Annotated in this window: 17 protein-coding genes and 1 pseudogene; 13 read left to right on the top strand and 5 right to left on the bottom strand. The window is 66.8% G+C overall.

Going from position 1 to position 19,052, the window contains the following annotated elements; translation table 11 throughout:
• Positions 1–55 precede the first annotated feature (55 nt).
• From LFL96_RS20170 to LFL96_RS20160, 3 genes are all read left to right on the top strand, one after another.
• Entirely contained in the window at positions 56–628 is a 573-nt protein-coding gene (locus LFL96_RS20170; protein ID WP_281002483.1) for a peroxiredoxin, read from the top strand.
• 75 nt (positions 629–703) lie between these two features.
• Positions 704–1,096, top strand: a complete 393-nt coding sequence (locus LFL96_RS20165) for a carboxymuconolactone decarboxylase family protein (protein WP_281002482.1) — start codon at positions 704–706, stop codon at positions 1,094–1,096.
• Positions 1,097–1,238: 142 nt separating this feature from the next.
• On the top strand, positions 1,239–2,627 hold the full coding sequence (locus tag LFL96_RS20160) for a beta-propeller fold lactonase family protein (RefSeq protein ID WP_281002481.1): 1,389 nt from the start codon (positions 1,239–1,241) through the stop codon (positions 2,625–2,627).
• Between the two features lie 94 nt (positions 2,628–2,721).
• Here the strand turns inward: LFL96_RS20160 and LFL96_RS20155 are convergent, their stop codons facing one another.
• Complete coding sequence (locus tag LFL96_RS20155) at positions 2,722–3,459, bottom strand: HAD family phosphatase (RefSeq protein ID WP_281002480.1); 738 nt, start codon at positions 3,457–3,459, stop codon at positions 2,722–2,724.
• 390 nt (positions 3,460–3,849) lie between these two features.
• Here LFL96_RS20155 and LFL96_RS20150 point away from each other — a divergent pair, with 390 nt between their 5' ends.
• The 7 genes and pseudogenes from LFL96_RS20150 (at position 3,850) to LFL96_RS20120 (ending at position 8,999) form a co-directional block, all read left to right on the top strand.
• Positions 3,850–4,149 (top strand): YXWGXW repeat-containing protein, encoded by a 300-nt coding sequence (locus LFL96_RS20150; RefSeq protein WP_281003943.1) that lies wholly within the window; start codon positions 3,850–3,852, stop codon positions 4,147–4,149.
• Positions 4,150–4,309: 160 nt separating this feature from the next.
• Positions 4,310–4,876: pseudogene (locus LFL96_RS20145) on the top strand (RNA polymerase sigma factor); the annotation flags it as partial.
• On the top strand, positions 4,873–5,298 hold the full coding sequence (locus LFL96_RS20140) for a hypothetical protein (RefSeq protein ID WP_281002479.1): 426 nt from the start codon (positions 4,873–4,875) through the stop codon (positions 5,296–5,298). The pseudogene LFL96_RS20145 and the gene LFL96_RS20140, both read left to right, overlap by 4 nt.
• A complete protein-coding gene (locus tag LFL96_RS20135) occupies positions 5,295–5,879 on the top strand; it encodes a periplasmic heavy metal sensor (RefSeq protein WP_281002478.1) in 585 nt (194 codons plus the stop codon). The genes LFL96_RS20140 and LFL96_RS20135 overlap by 4 nt, the downstream gene beginning before the upstream one ends.
• 73 nt (positions 5,880–5,952) lie before the next feature.
• Positions 5,953–7,545, top strand: a complete 1,593-nt coding sequence (locus LFL96_RS20130; RefSeq protein WP_281002477.1) for a DUF1800 domain-containing protein — start codon at positions 5,953–5,955, stop codon at positions 7,543–7,545.
• A gap of 5 nt (positions 7,546–7,550) precedes the next feature.
• Positions 7,551–8,717: a DUF1501 domain-containing protein gene (locus tag LFL96_RS20125; protein WP_281002476.1), complete on the top strand. Its 1,167-nt coding sequence runs from the start codon at positions 7,551–7,553 to the stop codon at positions 8,715–8,717.
• Positions 8,718–8,783: 66 nt separating this feature from the next.
• Positions 8,784–8,999, top strand: coding sequence for a YXWGXW repeat-containing protein (locus LFL96_RS20120; protein ID WP_281002475.1), 216 nt, complete (start codon positions 8,784–8,786; stop codon positions 8,997–8,999).
• Positions 9,000–9,054: 55 nt separating this feature from the next.
• On the opposite strand, the gene LFL96_RS20115 is transcribed toward LFL96_RS20120, so the two are convergent.
• From LFL96_RS20115 to LFL96_RS20105, 3 genes are all read right to left on the bottom strand, one after another.
• Positions 9,055–10,401 carry a sensor domain-containing diguanylate cyclase gene (locus LFL96_RS20115; RefSeq protein WP_281002474.1) on the bottom strand — a complete coding sequence of 449 codons (1,347 nt, stop codon included), beginning with the start codon at positions 10,399–10,401 and terminating at the stop codon, positions 9,055–9,057.
• A 412-nt stretch (positions 10,402–10,813) separates the two neighbouring features.
• Complete coding sequence (locus LFL96_RS20110) at positions 10,814–11,173, bottom strand: BON domain-containing protein (RefSeq protein WP_281002473.1); 360 nt, start codon at positions 11,171–11,173, stop codon at positions 10,814–10,816.
• 232 nt (positions 11,174–11,405) lie between these two features.
• Entirely contained in the window at positions 11,406–13,223 is a 1,818-nt protein-coding gene (locus tag LFL96_RS20105) for an acyl-CoA dehydrogenase (RefSeq protein WP_281002472.1), read from the bottom strand.
• A gap of 258 nt (positions 13,224–13,481) precedes the next feature.
• On the opposite strand from LFL96_RS20105, the gene LFL96_RS20100 reads away from it, so the two are divergent.
• Positions 13,482–15,164: a long-chain fatty acid--CoA ligase gene (locus tag LFL96_RS20100; protein WP_281002471.1), complete on the top strand. Its 1,683-nt coding sequence runs from the start codon at positions 13,482–13,484 to the stop codon at positions 15,162–15,164.
• Between the two features lie 42 nt (positions 15,165–15,206).
• Here the strand turns inward: LFL96_RS20100 and LFL96_RS20095 are convergent, their stop codons facing one another.
• Positions 15,207–16,127: a LysR substrate-binding domain-containing protein gene (locus tag LFL96_RS20095; RefSeq protein WP_281002470.1), complete on the bottom strand. Its 921-nt coding sequence runs from the start codon at positions 16,125–16,127 to the stop codon at positions 15,207–15,209.
• Between the two features lie 142 nt (positions 16,128–16,269).
• On the opposite strand from LFL96_RS20095, the gene LFL96_RS20090 reads away from it, so the two are divergent.
• Both LFL96_RS20090 and LFL96_RS20085 read left to right on the top strand, forming a co-directional pair.
• Complete coding sequence (locus LFL96_RS20090) at positions 16,270–17,376, top strand: tartrate dehydrogenase (protein WP_281003942.1); 1,107 nt, start codon at positions 16,270–16,272, stop codon at positions 17,374–17,376.
• A 134-nt stretch (positions 17,377–17,510) separates the two neighbouring features.
• Entirely contained in the window at positions 17,511–18,806 is a 1,296-nt protein-coding gene (locus LFL96_RS20085) for an MFS transporter (protein WP_281002469.1), read from the top strand.
• Positions 18,807–19,052: the final 246 nt, after the last annotated feature.

Raw genomic sequence — 19,052 nt, 5'->3', positions numbered from 1 at the left:
GGGCTTTTTTTATTCGCCAGTCCCTTCCGCGTACCGGCTCAACGAAGGAGCAGAAATGACGGACACACTCGTAATCGACTGGTCGACCCTGCCGGTACCGCAGGACGACGGCGCAACATCGCATCTGGAGGGCATGCGTCTGCCCGACATCGCCTTGACGTCGACGAGCGGCGAAGCGGTCAACCTCGCCGGGCTGGCGGGGCGCGTGGTGATCTACGCGTATCCATGGAAGAAGCGTCCGCAGGACCCGCTGATCGACGGCTGGCTCGCCACGCCCGGCGCACCGGGTTGCACGCCGCAGTCGTGCGCGTTTCGCGACCATGCTCAGGCACTCCGCGAGGCTGGCGCATCGTATCTGTTCGGCCTCTCCACGCAAGCTTCCGCGTATCAGCGCGAGGCCGTGGAGCGCTTGCATCTGCCGTATCCCTTGCTGTCCGACGAGCTGTTGCGGTTGACCGACGCGCTGCGTCTACCGACCTTCGAAGCCGGCGGCATGACCTTGATCAAACGGCTCGCGCTGATCGTCGATCACGGCGTGATCGCGAAGGTGTTCTATCCGGTGTTCCCGCCCGACCGCAATGCCGCCGACGTGCTCGCGTGGCTCGTCGCGCATAGGGACGAGGCGTGAGCATCGTCGGTTAGGCGTCGCGCGCGATTGCCTGCACAATATGCGCACGCCGATTCCATCACACCAGGAGCACGCATGAGCCAGCAGAAAGCCGTCGAATACGCCGCCGCCTCGCCGGAAGTCAAAGCCGTCTACGACGACATCAAGCAGACCCGTCAGGTCGAGGACGTCAACAACTTCTGGAAGTTCATCGCCCAGCATCCGCCGACGCTCGCGCGCACCTGGGATAGCCTGAAGGACGTGATGGCGCCGGGCGCGCTCGATCCGCTGATCAAGGAGTTGCTGTACGTCGCGGTCAGTGTGACGAACAACTGCGGCTACTGCGTGGCCAGCCACACGGCCGCCGCGCGCCGCGCCGGCATGACCGACGAGATGTTCGGCGAACTGCTGGCGGTGGTCGGCATGGCGAACGAGACCAACCGGCTCGCGGTCGACTATCGCGTGCCGATCGATCCGGCGTTCGAATAGGTGGGTGGGCAACAGTGCGCTCGGGCGTCGTTGGCGCTTTGAGGCAGATCTTTTGGCGCACTTGAACGGAAGGTCCGGCCAGGTCGGCTATGATCGTCGCGGTGGATTCACCCAACGCCGCATAAAGGTCTGGAGCGCATTTATGTCGCATAGTCGAGAAATGGGTGTGCCGGATATGTTCCGGCGTCTGGCTGGCGTTTCGCTGTGCGCCGTGCTTGCGATGGCGGGCTGCGGTGGGGGATCGGGTTCCCAGGGCGCGGCACCGCCCAATCCGCCGCCCCCGACCTTCACGGTCAGCGGCACCGTAACGGGCCTGGCCGCCGGGGCCCAGCTCACGCTGAACGACAACGGCGGTGATCCGCTGATCGTGAGTGCGAATGGCGGATTCACTTTCGCCACCCCGCTGCCGCTCGACGGCAGCTACGCTGTCACCATTGGCGCTCAGCCCGCGGGTCAGACCTGCACGGTGTCGAACGGCGCCGGCACTCAAGCGACAGCCAATGTCACCACTGTCGCGATCAGTTGCATCATCGGGCCTGCATTCGCCTATGTGGTCAACGTACTGAACGACGACGTTTCGCAGTACGCCATCGGCGCTAACGGGGTGCTCGCCCCGATGAGCGTCCCGACTGTGCGTTCGGGCGATCAACCCACGTCCATCGCCGTCGATCCTTCGGGTCGCTTCGCCTATGTGCCGAACGAATACGACAGCACGGTTTCGCAGTACACGATTGGCGCGAACGGAGGACTCACGGCCATGAGTCCGTCGACCGTATCGACTCCAGCAACCTATCCTTTCGGCATCACGACCGATCCTTCAGGTCGCTTCGCTTACGTGACGTACCAAGGTGGCGGTGAAATTTTGCAGTACAGCGTCGGCGCTGACGGCGCGCTGACGGCGGTGAGCTCGCCGCCCGCGATGGCGGCGCCCTCGGTGGCCCGCCTCGCTATCGATCATTCGGGCCGCTTCGCGTATGGGGTCGGGCCGGCCAGCGTGGTCGCGCAGTTCACGATTGGCTCCGATGGTGTGCCCACGGCCATGAGTCCGCCGAGCGTAGCGGCGGGAAACCAGCCGCAATCCATCGCTCTCGATCCGTCGGACCGCTTCGTCTATGTGACAAACCGGCTCGACAACACGGTTTCGCAGTACACGATCGGTGCTGACGGCGCGCTGACGGCCATGAGTCCGTCGACCGTATCGACCGGAATCGCTCCGACCTTCGTCGCGGTCGATCCGACAGGGCGCTTTGTCTACGTAACAAACTCGAGTTCTGGCGTCAGTACGATTTCGCAGTACACGATCGGCGTCAGCGGTGCGCTGACGCCCATGAGTACGCCGACCGTGACAACCGGCGACGGTCCGACATTTGTCGCGTTTGATCCCTCGGGTCGCTTCGCCTATGTGGTGAACAGTAACGTCAACACGATTTCGCAGTACGCGATTGGTGTCGATGGCGCGCTCACGGCGCTGAGTGTCGCGACCGTGCAGACGGGAACGACGCCTGTGTCCATGGCGATATTCAGCCGGTAGGGGCGGCATCGTACAGCGGGACTTATGCACGATAAGGAGGTCCGGCGGCGTGCAGAAATTGCAGCCGCGCGCACTGTGCAGTGTGCAGCGTGCGTCAGCGAGGTTGCTGGTTCGTCTGCGCCCATCCCGCCAGCAACCCCGGCAATTCGTCCATGTCGCGAAACACGTGCACCGCGCCCGCGCCGTGCAGCGCCGTTGCGTTGCTATGACTCAGTTCCTGCGGACAATACCCAAACACCGTCGCCCCGGCCGCGACGCCGGCGGTGGCGCCCGTCACCGTGTCCTCGATCACCGCGCAGCGTGCTGGATCGACACCGAGCGCGGCGGCCGCCGCCAGATACACGTCGGGAAACGGCTTGCTGCGCGGCGTCTCATGCCCGCTGAAAATGCGGCCCGCGAAACAGTCGAGCATCCCGGCCTTGACGAGCTGCAACTCCACCTTGATGCGATCCGCGCCGGACGCTACCGCGATGCGTCCGTTCAGGGCCGCGTGCAGTGCGCGGACTGCGCGTTCCGCGCCAGGAATCGCCACCAGCTCACGATCCAGCGCCAGGTTGCGTCGCTCGCGGAACTGCATCAGCCAGTCGGACGTAATCGCCACGCCGGTGCGTGCTTCGATCAGCGGCGCTTCGTCGCGCACCGCCTTGCCGACGAAAATCCGCATGGTTTCCTCGACGCTCAACTGCCAGCCCAACTCGCCAAGCATCTCGGTCAGCACGCGATTGGTGATGGGTTCGGAGTCGACGAGCACGCCGTCGCAGTCGAACAGCACGGCGTCGAAGGGGAAATCGGCGGAGGGGGCAGCAGATGAGTGGGCAGGTGAGTCGGCCATCGGGCGGAAAAATAGTGGGTGAGAGAAGCCAGAAAGCATACCTTACCGGCTCGCGCGTCGTCGGGGGGCGAAGAGGCTGCCGTTTGGCAGCGCTGCCCGTAAAGTGCGCGATGCGATGCGATGCGATGCGATGCGGTGCGGTGCGGGGCAGTGCGGTGCGGTGCCTGCCGGCGCAGGGCAGCCCCCTCGCCGTGGAATCGGCATCGTCCGCCGCACGTCGCAAAAAGCAATTTGTCAGGGAAGCGACGGATTTTTTCCGCTCGCGCGTTCAACCGACAATGGAGCCGCTTCCGGCTTCGGCCTTCAGGGAGAAAGGACATGACATCTCACACGAAATCGGACCTGAAATCGCACACGACAACGCGCTTGAACGCGACCCGGACCGGCCGCCTGCTCGGCGCCGTGGCGATGATCGTCGCGCTGGGCGGCACTGCCGCGCTGACGGCCACGCCGGCCCGCGCGCAAGCGGTGATCGTCGCGCCGATGGCGCCGCCGCCGCCGCGCGTCGAAGTGGTGCCGGCGCCGCGAGCCGGCTATGTGTGGGATCAGGGCCGCTGGCGCTGGAATCATGGCCGCTACGTGTGGGTGCCGGGGCATTGGCAGCCGGTGCGGGTCGGCTACCGCTGGGTGCCGGGCCACTGGGTGCAGCGCGGCCCGAACTGGCGCTGGGTCGAAGGGCATTGGGCCTGAGCGCGCATGAACCAGACAGCGGGCCGGCATCGGCCGGGCATGAGCGGGGACGAGTCGGGCGATGAGTCAGACTGCCAGTCAGGCAGCGAGTCACGCAAAAAAGCCGCCCATGCAACGAACCGGGCAATGACCTTTCCATCCAACGCGCGCCGGGGAGCGCCACGCCTTGAGTGAACGCGATCCCGACGCGGAACTGCTCGAGCAGGTCGGCCGGCAGGACCCGGCCGCCGTGCGTTCGCTCGTCGCGCGCAAGCTGCCGCGCCTGTTGGCGCTCGCCACGCGCATGCTGGGCGACCGCATGGAAGCCGAAGACGTGGCCCAGGAGGTGTTCGTGCGGATCTGGAAGCACGCGGCGCGCTGGCGCGAGGGCGAGGCGAAGTTCGACACGTGGGTGCATCGTGTCGCGCTCAATCTTTGCTACGACCGTCTGCGTGGCCGTCGTGAAGATCCGTATGAAGAACTGCCGGACCAGCCCGATCCGGCCGCGCTGCCCGACGCGCAACTGGAAGCGCGCGCCCAGGACGAGCGGGTGCGCGCCGCGCTCGCCGCGCTGCCCGCGCGGCAACGCGAGGCGCTGGTGCTGAATTACTACCAGGACATGTCGAACATCGACGCCGCCGCCCTGATGGGGATCACCGTCGATGCGCTGGAAAGCCTGCTGGCGCGCGCGCGCCGCAATCTGCGCGCTCAACTGGCCGACCGCGGCCTTAGCAAGGACAAATCATGACGCCCGAAAGATTTCAACAGATCGTCGAAGCCTATGGCGCCGATGCGCGCCGCTGGCCGCAGCAGGAGCGCGCGGCGGCGCAGGCGTGGGCGACGCTGCACCGCGCGCAGGCCGATGCGCTGCTCGACGAGGCCGCCGGTCTCGACGCGTGGCTCGCCGCCGACAAGGTCGAGCCGCCCAGCGTGGCGCTGCGCGAACGGGTTCTGCGTGGCGCGCCGGTGCGACAGCCGGGCCCGGCCGGCACGCCGCGCCGCTGGTGGTGGTCGGGCGCGGCGGTGGCGGGCGTCGGCCTGCTAGGCGGCGTGGCGGGCGCGTTCGCCGTGTCGTTCTTCGTGGTGACCGGATCGGTGGCGCCGGTGCACGAGTCTTCTTATTTAACTTCGAGTTTTGGCGGGACTTCCGCCGATTGGAGCGGCGAATGAACGGCCGGTCGTGGAAATTCGTACTGGCGGCGTCGCTGGTGGTCAATGTGTTTTTGCTCGGTGCAATTGCGGGCGGCGCGTATCAGTGGTTCGCCACGCATCGCGCGACGAACGCGGCGGCGGCTGCGCAGCAACACGCGCTGCGTTTCGCCGCCGAGCCGTTGTCGGCCGATCGGCAGAAGGCGTTCGTCGACGGGTTGAAGAAAGCGCGCCGCGAGGGCCGCGACTATGCGCGCGAGGGCCGTGAAGGCCGTCGCGAGGTGTTGCGTCTGCTGGCCGCGCCGCAGTTCGACCGCGCCGCGCTCGACGCCGCGCTTGCCCGCGTGCGCGCCGCCGACAGCAATCTGCGCGCGGACGTGGAAGGCAGCGTCGCCGATTTCGCGTCGACGTTGTCGCCGGAAGAGCGGGTGGCATTCGCGGAGAGTTTGAAAGTGCGGGGGCAATGGCGCGAGACGCAAGCGGCGGCGAATGCGAAAAAGCCCGGCGGGCAGGGCAAGCAGAATGCTCAGGCGAGCCAGGCAAGTCAAACGAACCAGGCCGGCGGCACGGTTCAACCGTCCAGCGGTGCGTCGGCCAACTAAAAAAACGCAAGACGGTGCGACGGATTTGCCCGCGAGCGCCGTTTAATCCATATCGAACGCCGACGAGGACGATATGGCTAACTCACCGAATCTGAACGCCGCCGCGATTGCGCTGAATCGCTTCGGCCTGGGTGCGCGGGCCGACGATACGCCGCCCGCCGATCCGAAAGGATGGTTGCTCGCGCAACTGGAGCAGTATCAGCCACGGCCTGCCGCGTGGGCTGGCCAGCCGGACTCGGTGGCGCTCTCGACCGAGTTGTTGCAGCAGCGCATGCAGTTCAATCAGCAGAACCGGCAAGCGCAAGCCGAAGCGGGCGCGACGGGCAATCCGGCGACTGCGCGCGGCGTACCGCAACCGGGAACGCCGTTCGGCGCGCAAGGCGGCCGTCAACAGAATGCGCAGAACGCGAGCCGGAACGCGACCCAAAGCGCCGCACAAACCCCGCCGCAAGACCCCGCTCAAACCGCCCGCCAGGCAGAACGCAAAGCCATGCGCGGCGAAATCGTCGACCTGTACCGCTCGTCCGTGAATGCGCGGGTCGCGAGCGCGCTGACCACGCAGACGCCGTTCGTCGAGCGGCTGGTGCATTTCTGGGCGAACCACTTCGCCGTCTCCACCGAAAAACCCGGCGTCGCCGCGCTCGCCGGTTCCTTCGAAGCCGAAGCGATCCGCCCGCACGTGCTCGGCCGCTTCGAGGACATGCTGGTGGCGGTCGAACGTCATCCCGCGATGCAGCTGTTTCTCGATCAGACGCGCTCGGTCGGTCCCGACAGCATGGCCGCGCTGCGCGCCGAGCAGCGCAATCCGGAGCGTAAGCGCGGACTCAACGAAAACCTCGCGCGCGAAATCATGGAGCTGCATACGCTCGGCGTGCGCAGCGGCTACAGCCAGGACGACGTCACCGAATTCGCTCGCGCGCTGACCGGCTGGAGCGTCGCCGCCGGTCCCGGTGCGAACGCCAACGCCAACGCACGCCGTTTCGGCGCGCAGCCGGACGCAGCGCCCGGCAGTTTCGTGTTTCGCGCCGCGCTGCATGAGCCGGGCTCGCGCACCATCATGGGCCGCCGCTACGACCAGCCCGGCGAGGAGCAGGCGCTCGCGGTGCTGCACGACCTGGCCGCGTCGCCGGCGACCGCGCAGCACATCGGCGGCAAACTGGCGCGCCATTTCGTCGGCGACAACCCGCCGCCCGGCGTGAGCGAGCGGCTGGCCGGCGTGTTCGCGCGCAGCGGCGGCGATCTGCCGGCCGTCTATCGCGCGCTGCTCGACAGTCATGAAGCGTGGTCGCCGACGCCGCTCAAGTTCAAGACGCCATGGGAATGGACCATTTCGTCGATGCGCGGTCTCGGCTGGCAGGACCTCGGCAATCTGCAGACCGCGCCGCTTCTCACGCAACTCGGCCAGCCGGTCTGGCGGCCGGGCTCGCCCGCGGGTTACGACGACATCGCCGCGAGCTGGGCCGCGCCCGATGCGCTGGTGCGGCGCGTCGAGATGGCGCAGCGGTTCGCGTCGCGGGTCGGCGACCGGCTCGACGCGCGCGCGCTCGGCCAGACCTTGACGGCGGGCTCGCTCAGCGCGCCGACCGCGACCGCGGTGGGGCGCGCCGAAAGCGCGTCGACGGCGATCGCCTTGTTGCTGGTGTCGCCCGACTTTCAACGGAGATGAATGCCATGTTGTCACGCCGCAAATTCCTCAACGTCGCCGCCGTGGGCGCGGGCGCGCTGCTGGTGGCCCCGCGCATCGCCTTCGCGAGCGTCGCCACCGATCGCCGTTTCGTCTTCGTGATCCAGCGCGGCGCGGCCGACGGTCTGAACATCGTGGTGCCGTACGCCGAACCCGCGTATGCGAATCTGCGCGGCGCGCTGGCGATCGATACCTCGAACGCGACCCGGCTCGACGGCACCTTCGCGCTGCATCCGTCTCTCGCGCAGACCGCCGCGATGTATGCGAACCGCCAGGCGCTCTTCGTGCACGCAGTGGCGTCGCCGTATCGCGACCGCTCGCATTTCGATGGCCAGAACGTGCTGGAGACCGGCGGCGCGTCGCCGTATCAGATGAAGGACGGCTGGCTGAACCGCCTCGTCGCGCAATTGCCGGCCACGCGCGAGAACGCGATCGCCTTCGCGCCAACCGTGCCGATGGCGCTACGCGGTCCCGCGCAGGTGACGTCGTATGCGCCGTCCGCGTTGCCGCAGGCGCCCGACGATCTGCTCACGCGGGTCTCGCAGCTCTACGACCAGGACGCGCAACTGCGGCCGCTATGGGAATCGGCGATGGCCGCGCGCGGCCTCGCGGGCGACGCCAGTGCGCGTCAGGACCCGGCCAGCCTCGGCAAGCTCGCCGCCGGTTTTCTGGCGCGCGACGACGGCCCGCGCATCGCGATGATCGAAACCGGCGGCTGGGACACGCACAGCGCGCAGAATCCGCGCCTCGCCAACCAGTTGAAGGCGCTCGACACGATGCTCGCGGCGCTGCGCGACGGCATGGGACCGGCATGGAGCAAGACGACCGTGCTGGTGGCGACCGAGTTCGGCCGCACCGCCGCCGCCAATGGCACCGGCGGCACCGACCATGGCACCGGATCGGTGGCGATGGTGCTGGGCGGGTCGGTGGCGGGCGGGCGTGTCATGTCGGACTGGCCGGGGCTCGCGCCGCATCAGCTGTACGAGGGGCGCGATCTGAAACCGACCACCTCGCTCGATGCGGTGATCGCCGGAACGGCCGGCGAAAGCCTCGGACTCGATCCGCAGCGCACGGCGAACGCGCTGTTCGGCGGCGGTGCGTCTGCGTCGTCGTCGGCGGCAGTGCGGCCGTTGACGGGCATCGTGCGTGCCTAGCATGACCCGCGGTAAATCAAAAACCGGCACAAGCCGGCTTATTCAACAACATCCAGGAGAGGAAAAATGAAAATCGGACCGTCCATTCGCGCTGTTTCGCTCGCCGGCCTGTGCGCCGCGCTGCTGTCCGCCTGTGTGGTGGAACCCGCCCGTCCGCCACAGCCCGCGCCGCTGGTGGAAGTCGTACCGGCCTCGCCCGCGCCGGGCTATCACTGGGTGAAGGGCCATTACCGCTGGGAAGGCAATCACTGGCAATGGGTGCCGGGGCATTGGGTCGGCTGAACGCCGGACGCCGGGAGTTTATTTATTCAATCGCGCCGGCTAGCGCCGGCGATCCTCACGCCGCGACGCGATTGCGTCCGGCTTCCTTCGCCCGGTACAGCGCCGCGTCGGCCTGCGCAAGCAGAACCTCCGGCGTGGCCGCCTGACTCGCGCGCGTCGTCGCAACGCCCACCGAGACCGTCACCCGGCCCGCCGGCGTAAACGGCGCGGGCACGCCGCGCTGCACGACCGCGACCCGCAGCCGCTCGGCCAGCTGGCTCGCGAGCTGCGCGCCGCAATCCGGCAACACCACCACGAACTCCTCGCCGCCGTAGCGCGCGATGAAGTCGCCGCTGCGCCGCAGGCTCGCCTGCAACACGGCGGCGACGGCGGTCAGCGTGTCGTCGCCATGCAGATGGCCGAGCGTGTCGTTGAAGCGCTTGAAGTGGTCGATGTCCACCATCATCACCGTCAGCGGATACGGCGCGGCCTGGGCGCGCGTCAGCGCTTCCGGATAACGTTCGTCGAAATAGCGGCGGTTGTAGAGGCCGGTGAGACCGTCGCGCGACGCGAATTCGCTGAGCCGCGCGTTGGCCTTGTGCAATTCGCGGTACAGGTGGCTGATTTCCCAGATCAGCACGCCGAGCACGGTGCTCGACGCCATCACCGACGCCACCCGCGCGACATACCAGCCGACGCTGAAACGCGAGTTCGCCGCCAGCGTCACGACGATGTCGCCGAGACCGGCGAGCATCGCGACGCCGAGCCACAGGTCGAGCATCGTGCGCAAACGCGTGGTGGCGACGAGGCAGACGAACGCGGCCGCGCTGAGCAGCGCGAGGCCGATCCCGGATGGACTATGCAGACGCCGCTGATAGGAGCCGCCTTCGACCAGGGAGGGAAACCAGTCCGCGTGACGGATCGCCACGTAGCAGAGCAGCAGCGACAGCAGCAACGGCCCCAGCAGCAGCGCACTGCCGATGCGCGCCGCCGCGCCTTGCGCGGTCAGCGGCACCGGGTAACGCCAGCGCGCCCACAGCGCGACCACCACGAGCAACGGCGAGCCGCCATGCCAGAACGCCCAGATCCACACCGCGCTTTGCGGGCTCGCGCCGAGCAGGCCGGTCGGAGAGAACACGCCTGGGAATGCCAGCAATTGCACGGCGACCGTCGATGCCGTGTACACGTACGCACCGGCCAGCGCGGCCAGAAACGCGGCGCGCGTGATCATGAATTGCGTCCACAGCAGAAAGGCGGTGAGCCCTTCGGTGGCGATCACGGCCATCGTGAAGAGCGGCAGGAACGGCGCGACGGTCGCCACGGGACGGCTCGCGACCGGCAGCACGGCGAGCACCGTGCCCAGCAGCACCCCGGAAACCGCGCAGGCAGCAAGGCGGTGGCGGCGGTTAACCGCCAGGCTCATGATGCTGCTTTTCATGCGACGAATAAGGTGGACGTGAAAGGGCGGCGAAAGCATCGCGCGGTCAGGCCGGACCGCAAAGTGCGTGCAAGCGCGCATTCTAGCGGCTGATCGTCACTTGGTCACATACAAAAACGCCACGTGTGGCGCATGGGCTGGTATGAAGATTGTGCCGCCGCGCGGGACGGTAAGCAGCGGAAGAGGGGTGTCGACGAGGCAGGCGGGAAGCTAGGATCGCTAACTGTTGCGCGGCTTTCCGGCGGTGAATCACTTCAGACGACAGATGACGGGACGGCGAGCCGCGCCGCTTTCGCGCTTCGCGACCGGCGGTGCGGCTCGTCGTCCACGGACTTCGTCGTACTACGCGGGGGTGGGTTGAATGAGCTTGCGTTGACTTCGATCAACGACGCGGTGTTCAGCCGCCGCTGCCGCCTTGCGTGCCGATCGTCAGCTTGTTGTTCACCGACTTCACGCCGGCCACGCCCTTGGCGACTTCTTCCGCCTGCGGGATCTGCGCGCCGTCGGGCACTGAACCGGTCAACGTCACCGCGCCGCCGCGCGCGCGCACGAACACGTTCGACACGTCGAAGCCCTGGGCTTTCGCAAGCGCCTTGCGCACTTGCAGACCGAGCGAGCGGTCCGTCTTCTTCATGCTCTTCGCCGGCGCGGCCATGCTGCCCGACGCCATCGCGTCGCTGGATTGCGCGTAGGCGCTGGATGCCACCGTGACACACAATGCAATGCCGAGCGCCTTCAATAGATTGACTGTTTTCACGTTTTCTCCATCCTCGAAAAGTTGATGTCGCTGAGTGATGTCACTTCGTTGCAGGCAAAAACCACGCGCTTGCGAGTACTTGTCTACTCGCGAGGAGCCCCTGTCTTGTAGAAGAGTGATGCCGCGGCGCTCCCGGCGCGCTTAAACAATACTCCAGCCGACGCGCTCATGCTGGAAAAACTGACCATTGCGCCAGGCGTCGCACTATGTGGTGCGCTAAGCTGCGCCGCGATCAGAACCACGACGGCGCCATCGACAGCGTGGTGTCGTCCAGACGGCGCAATGTGTCGAGCATCAACGCGACGCGTGGCAGTTCCCAGCGGAAGAACCATTGGCATGCGTGCAGCTTGCCGCGATAGAAGTCCGCGTCCGCGCTGCTGTCGGCGCCGGCGCCGGGTAAAGCCAGCGCCGCGTTCGCGACGATCGCCTGGCGCAGCCACGTCCACGCGATCACGATATGGCCGAAGGCTTCGAGAAACGCATTGGCATTGGCGAGCGCGCGTTCGCTGTCGGCGGCGAGCGTGGGCAGCAGCGCCTTCACCGTATCGGCCAGATCGCGCGATGCATGACCGAGTGCATCGGCATGCGCATGCAACGCGGGATGAGCGCGCGCCGCGTCGATCGTGCGCTCGATCTCGCGCATCAACAACGCTAGCGCCGCACCTTGTTTCATGACCACCTTGCGACCCAGCAGATCGATCGCCTGGATGCCGTGCGTGCCTTCGTGAATCATGTTCAGCCGGTTGTCGCGATAGAACTGCTCGACCGGATATTCGCGCGTGTAACCGTAGCCGCCGTGAATCTGGATCGCGAGGCTGTTCGCCTCCAGACACCATTGCGACGGCCACGACTTCACCACCGGCGTCAGCAGATCGAGCAGCAGGCCCGCTTCGGCGCGCGCCGCGTCGGTCTCGCCGGTGTGCTGTTCGTCGACCAGACGCGCGGCGTACAGGCACAACGCGTATGCGCCTTCCACATAGGCTTTTTGCGCGAGCAACATGCGACGCACGTCCGCGTGTTCGATCAGCGGCAATTGCGGATCGAGCGGATTCTTGTTGTCCGGACGACGCCCTTGCGGCCGCTCGCGCGCATAGTCGAGCGACGCGAGGTAGCCGCGATAGCCGAGCATCACCGCGCCGAGACCGACGCCGATACGCGCCTCGTTCATCATATGGAACATCGCCGCGAGACCTTGATGCGGTTCGCCCACCAGTTCGCCGATGCATGCGCCATGCTCGCCGAACGACAGCATCGTGGAGGTCGTGCCGCGCCAGCCCATCTTGTGGATCAGTCCCGCGAGCGCGACGTCGTTGCGCTCGCCGCGCTCGCCGTTCGCGTCGACGTGATACTTCGGCACGGTAAACAGCGAGATGCCCTTGACGCCCGCCGGGCCGCCGGGAATTCGCGCGAGCACCAGATGCACGATGTTTTCGCTCAGTTCGTGATCGCCGCCCGAAATGAAAATCTTGTTGCCGCGAATCGAATAGGTGCCGTCCTCGTTGGGCGTGGCGCTCGTGACGAGATCGGAAAGGCTCGAACCGGCCTGCGGTTCGGTCAGCGCCATGGTGCCGAACGCGCGGCCCTCGAACAGCGCGCGCAGATATTTGCGCTTCTGCGCGTCGCTGCCGAACCGTTCGATCACATTCGCGTTCGCGGTGGTCAGCATCGCGTACGACGCGGTGGCGATGTTGGCGCTCTTGAACAGCGACAGGCACGCGAACGCGATCACCGAGGGCAACTGCATGCCGCCCCATTCGTAGTCCTTGCCCGCGGCGAGAAAACCGGTGGCGCGCATCGCGTCGAGGGCGTGTTTCACTTCGGGGAGCACGCTCACGCGCTGGCCGTCGAAGTGCGGCTCGTGTTCGTCGGCGAGACGATTGTGCGTGGCGAATGTGTCGACGGCGACCGCGTGCGCGGTATCGAGCGCCGCGACGAAGGTCTCGCGGCTGTGGTCCGCGTGACGCGGGCGGCGCGTGAGCGCCTCGGCGTCGAGGACTTCGAACAGCTGAAACTCCAGATCCCGCGAATTGACGATCGACGCATCCTGCATGAGAGAAGACCTGTTCGACGATGAGCCGCGCGGCTCGGTTGAGGGGGCGCTCGACGGGTGGGGAGACGTGGCGCGGAGAAGATCGGTAGCGCGGATATCGGGGTAAATCCCAGTCATCCGCTGACGGGCGACGTGTCAGTCTATCGCAAAAGCGAATGAGCGTGCTTTTATTGGCGAAGCGATTCCGATGCGGATGACCGTCGGAAGACGCCCGGATATTCACACCCGTTTATGTGCATCGATCTCGCAGGAGACGTCGTGAATCAAAGCCACTTTCCACACTGGCCGCCGCAGGTCCCGCGCCATCTGACGCTGCCCGAAACCAGCCTGTACTACAACGCCGAGGTCTCGGCGACGCGCTTTCCCGACAAGCCGTTCATCCTCTTCTACGACACGCCGGTCACCTACGCCGAATTCAAGGACGAGACCGAACGGATCGCCGGTTTCCTGCAACAGGAATGCCGGGTGCAGGCCGGCGATCGCGTGCTGCTGTACATGCAGAACAGTCCGCAATGGGTCATCGCTTACTACGGCATCCTGCGCGCGAACGCGGTCGTGGTGCCGGTCAATCCGATGAACATGAGCGCCGAACTCGCGCACTATGTGGAAGACAGCGGCGCGACCACGATCATCGCGCCGCAGTGTCTGTTTCCGAACGTCGAGCCCTTGCTCGGCGATGCGCCCGGCCAGGGCCTGCGTCACGCGATCGTCGCCACGTATAGCGATTATCTGAAGCGTCCGTCGCCGTTCGCGGTGCCGGAGTTCGTCGCCGCGCCGCGCCGGACATTCGCGCGCCCGGGCGTCACGGCGTGGCGCGACGTGCTCGAACGGCACATCGCGCCGGGTCCGCTGACGGCAGGCGCCGACGATCTGTGCGTGATGCCGTATACGTCGGGCACGACCGGCAAGCCGAAAGGCTGCATGCATACCCATCGCAGCGTGATGAGCACGACGCTCGGCTGCTGCGTGTGGTTCGCGTCGGCGGCCGATAGCGTGAGCCTGTCCGTGCTGCCGCTTTTTCACGTGACCGGCATGCAGGGCGGCATGAACGGGCCGATCTTCGCGGGCGCGACGATCGTGCTGTTGCCGCGCTGGGATCGCGATACCGCCGCGCTATGCATCGAGAAATATCGCGTGTCGTCGTGGCAATCGATCTCGACGATGATGGTCGACTTCCTGTCGAACCCGAAACTCGGCGACTACGATCTGTCGAGCCTCACCGGCACGCGCGGCGGCGGCGCGGCGATGCCCGACGCGATCGCGAGAAAGCTCAAGGCGTTGACCGGGCTCGACTACGTGGAAGGCTACGGGATGACCGAAACGATCGCCGGCACGCACATCAATCCGCCGCACCGGCCGAAGGCGCAATGTCTCGGCATACCGGTGTTCGACGTGGATTCGCGCGTGATCGATCCGGTTTCGTTGCAGGAATTGCCGCGCGGCGAGACCGGCGAGATCGTCACCCACGGGCCGCAGGTGATGCAGGGGTACTGGCGCAATCCGAAAGCGAGCGCGGAGGCTTTCGTCGAACTCGACGGCAAGCGTTTTCTGCGTACCGGCGACCTCGGCCATATCGATGAGGATGGCTACTTCTTCATGACCGATCGTCTCAAACGGATGATCAACGCATCGGGCTACAAGGTGTGGCCGGCCGAAGTCGAGGCGCTGATGTACCGGCATCCGGCGATTCATGAAGTGTGCGTGATCGGCGTGCAGGACGAGAAGCGCGGCGAGACGGTGAAAGCGCTGGTGGTGCTCGACGATGCGTATGTGGGCAAGGTCGGCGCGCAGGAGATCATCGACTGGTCGCACGGGCAGATGGCCGTGTACAAGGCGCCGCGGATCGTCGAGTTCGTGAGCGCGTTGCCGAAGTCGGGCAGCGGCAAAATTCTCTGGCGGCAGTTGCAGGAGGAGGAAGCCGTGCGACGCGCGGCGGGGTGAGCTGCGCCGCGTAGGGTCACTTCCGCATCGTGATTGCCTTCGTCACGTCGGCCCGCGCGCGCCGAGCGTCTCGATGAGCATGTCGACGAACGCTTTCACGCGCGCCGTCATCTGCAATGGCTGCGGGTACACCGCGTAAATATCCGCGCCCGGCGTGCGGTAATCCGGCAACACGTGGACGAGACGGCCATCGTCGAGATAGTCGGCGATGTCCCACTCCGCGCGCATCAGAATGCCGTGACCGTCGAGCGCCCATTTCACCGCGATCTCGCCGTCGTTGGTGGTGAGGTTGCCGCGCACGCGCACCGTTTCGGTTTTCTCGCTCGCGCCGCGTCCGCTGGTCAGACGCCATACCCCGTAACCGTCGTCGCCCTGGCGGATGCCGATGCAGTTGTGCTGCGTCAGCTCGGCCGGGCTGCGCGGCGCGCGCCGTGCCGCCAGATAGGCCGGCGCCGCGCACAGCAGACGCCGGTTGCGCGCCACCTTGCGGGCGATCACGCGGGCATCCGGCGGTTCGCCGAAGCGCACGCAGACATCGAAGGCATCGTCGCTGAGCGGCGGGGGATCGACCGACAGATGCAGTTGCACATCCACCTCCGGAAAACGCCGCACGAAACGCGAGATTAGCGGCGCGACATGGCTGCGGCCGAAACCGAGCGTCGCGTTGACCCGCAGCAAACCCTTGGGCGCGGCCTGCGAGCCGCCGAGCAGTTGCGCGAGATCGTCCAGTTCGCCGAGGATGCGCCGCGCGCGGTTCAGATACAGCTCGCCCTCGGGGGTGAGGCTCATGCGCCGCGTGGTGCGGTTCACCAGCGCGACGCTCGCGCGCATTTCCATCTGCGCGAGATGCTTGCTCACGGCCGCCGTGCTCAGACCGAGCTCGCGCGCGGCCGCCGTGAGACTGCCGGCGGCGGCGAGCGTCGAGAAAAACGCGAGGTCGTCCGGTTGTATCGATGCAGTCACGGCAGCCGCCCATTGTTAACCTGAGGTTAAAGATGCTTTGAGTCTAGCAGCGTTTGCGGCCGCGCTCGCGGCTCTACGATGTGTCTCGATCGCTCACAACTCACCCACAACTCACTCACACCTCAGGAGACGCTTCGTGAAGATGAAGACCTATCGCATCGCAACCATTCCCGGCGACGGCATCGGCAAGGAAGTCGTACCGGCGGGCCAGCGCGTGCTCGAAGCGATCGCCGCGCGCGGCGACGCGTTCCAGTTCGAGTTCGAGAATTTCGGCTGGGGCGGCGACTACTACCGCGAGCACGGCGTGATGATGCCCGCCGACGGACTCGATGCGCTGCGCGACAAGGACGCGATCCTGTTCGGCTCGGCCGGCGACCCGCATATTCCGGATCACATCACGCTGTGGGGGCTGCGCCTGAAGATCTGCCAGGGCTTCGACCAGTACGCGAACGTGCGGCCCACGCGCATCCTGCCGGGCATCGACGCGCCGTTGAAACGCTGCGCGCCGCAAGACCTCGACTGGGTGATCGTGCGCGAGAACTCCGAGGGCGAATACGCGGGCGTGGGCGGCCGCGCGCATCAGGGTCACCCGATCGAAGTCGCGACCGACGTGTCGATGATGACGCGCGCCGGCGTCGAGCGCATTCTGCGTTTCGCATTCCGGCTCGCGCAATCGCGTCCGCGCAAGCTGCTGACGGTGATCACCAAGAGCAACGCGCAGCGTCACGCGATGGTGATGTGGGACGAGATCGCGCTGCAGATCTCGAAGGAGTTTCCGGATGTGCGCTGGGACAAGGAACTGGTCGACGCCGCGACCGCGCGCATGGTCAACCGGCCGGCCACGCTCGATACGATCGTCGCGACCAATCTGCACGCCGACATCCTCAGCGATCTCGCGGCCGCGCTGGCCGGCAGCCTCGGCATCGCGCCGACCGCGAATCTCGATCCCGAGCGCCGCTATCCGTCGATGTTCGAACCGATCCACGGTTCCGCCTTCGACATCATGGGCAAGGGGCTCGCGAATCCGGTCGGCACGTTCTGGTCGGCGGTGATGCTGCTCGAACACCTGGGCGAGGACGACGCGGCGAAGCAGTTGATGGCCGCGATCGAACGGATCACCGCGGACGCGTCGCTGCATACCGGCGACCTGGGCGGCAGCGCGACCACCGCGCAGGTGACGGACGCTGTCTGCGCGCGGCTGGCCACGCAGGCGGGCGGAGCAGGGCGGCAGGCGGTCAAGGCCGCCTGAGTTCGACCCCGCCGCGTGGCGCTGAGCGCGAGCAACCCGCGAGCAACGCGCGAGCAACCCAAATACACAACGCCCGGCCGCATCGCGTCACGGGCGATCTCACTGCACCGTGCAGGGAATGAGTGGAGACAGACATGAACACCGACGTGCAAGCCCGTGTGGTCCGCAAGCTCACCTGGCGCATTCTGCCCTTCGTGATGCTGCTGTATTTCGTGAGCTTTCTCGACCGCGTGAACGTCGGCTTCGCGGCGATCACGATGAACCACGACCTCGGTCTCACGCCGACCATGTTCGGCCTCGGCGGCGGCATCTTCTTTCTCGGCTACTTTCTGTGCGAGGTGCCGTCGAACCTGATTCTCGACAAGGTCGGCGCGCGGTTGTGGATCGCGCGCGTGATGGTGACGTGGGGGCTCGTGTCGGCGGCGTCGGCGTTCGTGACCGGGCCGACGTCGTTTTACGTGCTGCGCTTTCTGCTCGGCGTCGCGGAGGCGGGATTCTTCCCCGGCATCATCCTGTACCTGAGCCAGTGGTTTCCGTCGCGTCAGCGCGCGGTGGCGGCGGCCGCGTTCATGGCGGCCGCGCCGCTGTCCACCGCGATCGGCTCGCCGATTTCCGGCGCGATCATGCAGATGCCCGCGTTGCTGGGTCTGAAGGACTGGCAGTGGCTGTTCATCATCGAAGCGATTCCGGCGGTCGTGCTCGGCTTCGTGGTGCTCAAGGCGCTGACCGATTCGCCGGACCGCGCCGGCTGGCTCGCCGACGACGAAAAAGCCTGGCTGATCGCGACGCTGCGCGAAGAACGCCGGGGACGCGAAGCCCAGGCCGGGCACGCGGCCGGCGCGCTCGCGGCGCTGCGCGACACGCGCGTGTGGATCATGGCGATGATTTATTTCGGCACCTCCGCGGGTCTTTACACGCTCGGCTTGTGGGCGCCGCTGATCATCCGCCAGTTCGGTTTCAGCGCGCTCGGCACCGGCGCGTTGAATGCGATCCCGAGCGTGCTGGCCGTGCTCGGCATGGTGTGGTGGGCGCGTCGCTCGGACCGGCGCAACGAGCGCAGGTGGCACGTCGTGCTGCCGTGCGTGGCGGCGGCGATCGGTCTCGCTTGGGCCGGCGTCGCGGACACGGCGGTGGCGGTCGTGCTGGCGCTGGTGGTGGTGAACGTCGGTATCAGCGCGGCGAAGGCGCCGCTGTGGGCGATGCCGAGCACCTTCCTGTCGGGCGCGGGCGCCGCGGCCGGCATCGCGATGATCAACTCGATCGGCAATCTGGGCGGCTTCGTCGGTCCGTTCGCGATCGGCTGGCTGAAGGGCGTGACGGGTGGCTATGCCGCGGGCTTGTACGTGGTGGCGGCCAGTCTCGCGGTGTCGGCGCTGCTGGCCCTGCTGGTCGGGCGGCGCGCGTATCGGGCCGCGCCTGCCGCGCAGTGAGGCGCGAGCGCCGGCTCGCCCGTTTCGTCTGGTCTCCTGTCGTGTTGCGCTGCCGCAAGTACCGTCACTTGCTCTGGCGCGACACGCCCCCACGTTCCTGTCTACCCCCGCCAAACCCTTACCCAGCAAGCCTCCCGGCATCGTCCGCCCGCTCGCGCGAACCACAGGTGTCGTATTTCCACATGTGGTTGTCGCAAATAGTCGGCAACGCGCACTTTTTTCTGGCAACTATGTATGCACAGCGCG

It is taken from the genome of Paraburkholderia sp. D15 (assembly GCF_029910215.1).
In the GTDB taxonomy this organism is placed as follows: Bacteria; Pseudomonadota; Gammaproteobacteria; order Burkholderiales; family Burkholderiaceae; genus Paraburkholderia.
This window is presented reverse-complemented; position numbering and strand designations above follow the sequence as displayed.

Coding starts and splice junctions, on each gene's coding strand:
- LFL96_RS20130 (WP_281002477.1), top strand. CDS start 5,953: ATGGCTAACTCACCGAATCTGAACGCCGCCGCGATTGCGCTGAATCGC.
- LFL96_RS20165 (WP_281002482.1), top strand. CDS start 704: ATGAGCCAGCAGAAAGCCGTCGAATACGCCGCCGCCTCGCCGGAAGTC.
- LFL96_RS20085 (WP_281002469.1), top strand. CDS start 17,511: ATGAACACCGACGTGCAAGCCCGTGTGGTCCGCAAGCTCACCTGGCGC.
- LFL96_RS20160 (WP_281002481.1), top strand. CDS start 1,239: ATGTCGCATAGTCGAGAAATGGGTGTGCCGGATATGTTCCGGCGTCTG.
- LFL96_RS20135 (WP_281002478.1), top strand. CDS start 5,295: ATGAACGGCCGGTCGTGGAAATTCGTACTGGCGGCGTCGCTGGTGGTC.
- LFL96_RS20105 (WP_281002472.1), bottom strand. CDS start 13,223: ATGCAGGATGCGTCGATCGTCAATTCGCGGGATCTGGAGTTTCAGCTG.
- LFL96_RS20125 (WP_281002476.1), top strand. CDS start 7,551: ATGTTGTCACGCCGCAAATTCCTCAACGTCGCCGCCGTGGGCGCGGGC.
- LFL96_RS20120 (WP_281002475.1), top strand. CDS start 8,784: ATGAAAATCGGACCGTCCATTCGCGCTGTTTCGCTCGCCGGCCTGTGC.
- LFL96_RS20140 (WP_281002479.1), top strand. CDS start 4,873: ATGACGCCCGAAAGATTTCAACAGATCGTCGAAGCCTATGGCGCCGAT.
- LFL96_RS20170 (WP_281002483.1), top strand. CDS start 56: ATGACGGACACACTCGTAATCGACTGGTCGACCCTGCCGGTACCGCAG.
- LFL96_RS20115 (WP_281002474.1), bottom strand. CDS start 10,401: ATGAGCCTGGCGGTTAACCGCCGCCACCGCCTTGCTGCCTGCGCGGTT.
- LFL96_RS20090 (WP_281003942.1), top strand. CDS start 16,270: ATGAAGACCTATCGCATCGCAACCATTCCCGGCGACGGCATCGGCAAG.
- LFL96_RS20155 (WP_281002480.1), bottom strand. CDS start 3,459: ATGGCCGACTCACCTGCCCACTCATCTGCTGCCCCCTCCGCCGATTTC.